2 protein-coding genes are annotated in these 1,935 nt (G+C 63.3%); both read left to right on the top strand.

Annotated features, from left to right (window positions below; all coding sequences use genetic code 11):
* The coding region (locus tag HX846_RS25785; protein ID WP_178966349.1) for a DsbA family protein at nucleotides 1–475 on the top strand (475 nt) is incomplete at its 5' end.
* Nucleotides 468–1,935, top strand: a 1,468-nt coding sequence (locus HX846_RS25790; protein WP_178966350.1) for an ABC transporter ATP-binding protein, incomplete at its 3' end; no start/stop codon positions are given. The genes HX846_RS25785 and HX846_RS25790, both read left to right, overlap by 8 nt.

Genomic DNA, 1,935 nt, shown 5'->3' on the forward strand with positions numbered 1-1,935 from the left:
GACGACCCGGCGCTATATTCTTGAGCATTGGCAGGCCGTGACCGACGCCACCGGCCAGCCGTTCAAGCGTGAAGGTGCACTGCCTGATGGTTTTGTCTACGACACCGAGCCGGCTTGCCGCGCCGTGGTCACTGCCCGCAGCCTGGCGCCGGATTGCGCGTGGAAACTGCTGGGGCTGATCCAGCAGGCGTTCTACGTCGAAGGGCGCGATGTGACTCGCGCCGACGTATTGGTGGAACTGGCCGAGACCGCTGGTGTGCCGCGTATCGAGTTCGCCGAAGCTTTCGACCGCGCCGACCAGCACGCGGCCACCGCGGCGGATTTCACTTGGGTCCAGGACCTGGGCATCGCCGGTTTCCCGACCTTGCTGGCGGAGCGTAATGGGCAACTGGCGCTGCTGACCAACGGCTATCAGCCGCTGTCCGAATTGGCGCCGCTGCTGAGCCGCTGGCTGGAGCGAGCTGCCTGTGCATGATCAGCCCGATCCCGTTGAGCAACCCAAGCGTGTCGACCGGCTGACCTGGGCGGAAGTCCGCCGCCTGGCGCTGCATCACAAGAAATCCCTGTGGATCGCCAATGGCGTCGCCGTGCTGGCAACCTTGTGCAGCGTGCCGATTCCATTGCTGCTGCCGTTGCTGGTCGACGAAGTGCTGTTGGGCCATGGCGATGCGGCACTGAAGGTGATGAACCACGCATTGCCCCTGGGTTGGCAGAAGGCCGCCGGCTATATCGGCCTGATGCTGCTGGTGACGTTGCTGTTGCGTTGCGGCGCCCTGGTGTTCAACGTGCTGCAGGCGCGGTTGTTTGCGCGGCTGGCCAAGGACATCGTCTATCGCATTCGCGTGCGGCTGATCGAGCGCCTCAAGCGCATTTCCCTCAGCGAATACGAAAGCCTGGGCAGCGGCACGGTGACCACGCACCTGGTCACCGACCTGGACACGGTGGACAAATTCGTCGGTGAAACCCTCAGCCGGTTCCTGGTGGCGATGCTCACCCTGGTAGGCACCTCCGGGATCCTGATGTGGATGCACTGGAAGCTGGCACTGTTGATCCTGCTGTTCAACCCGCTGGTGATCTACGCCACGGTGCAGTTGGGCAAGCGGGTCAAGCACCTGAAGAAGCTGGAAAACGACAGCACATCGCGTTTCACCCAGGCGCTCACCGAAACCCTCGATGCGATCCAGGAAGTGCGTGCCGGCAATCGCCAGGGCTTTTTCCTCGGTCGCCTGGGCCAGCGGGCCCAGGAAGTGCGGGATTTTGCGGTCAATTCCCAGTGGAAAAGCGATGCCTCCAGCCGCGCCAGTGGCTTGCTGTTCCAGTTCGGTATCGACATCTTCCGTGCGGCGGCGATGCTGACGGTGCTGTTTTCCGACCTGTCCATCGGCCAGATGCTCGCGGTGTTCAGTTACCTGTGGTTCATGATCAGCCCGGTGGAACAGTTGCTGAACCTGCAATACGCCTACTACGCGGCGGGCGGGGCGCTGACGCGGATCAACGAACTGCTGGCCCGCGCCGATGAACCGCAATACGCGGGCGGTGCCGATCCGTTTACCGGACGCGAGACCGTCGGCATCGAAGTGCGCGGCCTGAATTTCGGCTACGGCGAGGAACTGGTGCTGGACCAGTTGAACCTGAACATCGCCCCGGGTGAAAAAGTCGCGATTGTCGGCGCCAGCGGCGGCGGCAAAAGTACCCTGGTGCAACTGTTGCTGGGGCTGTATACGCCGCAGGCCGGCAGCATTCGCTTCGGTGGTTCGACCCAGCAGGAAATCGGCCTGGAGACGATTCGCGAGAATGTCTCCGTGGTGCTGCAGCACCCGGCACTGTTCAATGATACGGTGCGCGCCAACCTGACCATGGGCCGCGAGCGCAGCGACCAGGCCTGTTGGCAGGCGCTGGAAATTGCCCAGCTGGATGCGACCGTCAAGGCGCTGC

Source organism: Pseudomonas sp. K5002 (genome assembly GCF_013386655.1).
Taxonomy (GTDB): Bacteria; Pseudomonadota; Gammaproteobacteria; order Pseudomonadales; family Pseudomonadaceae; genus Aquipseudomonas.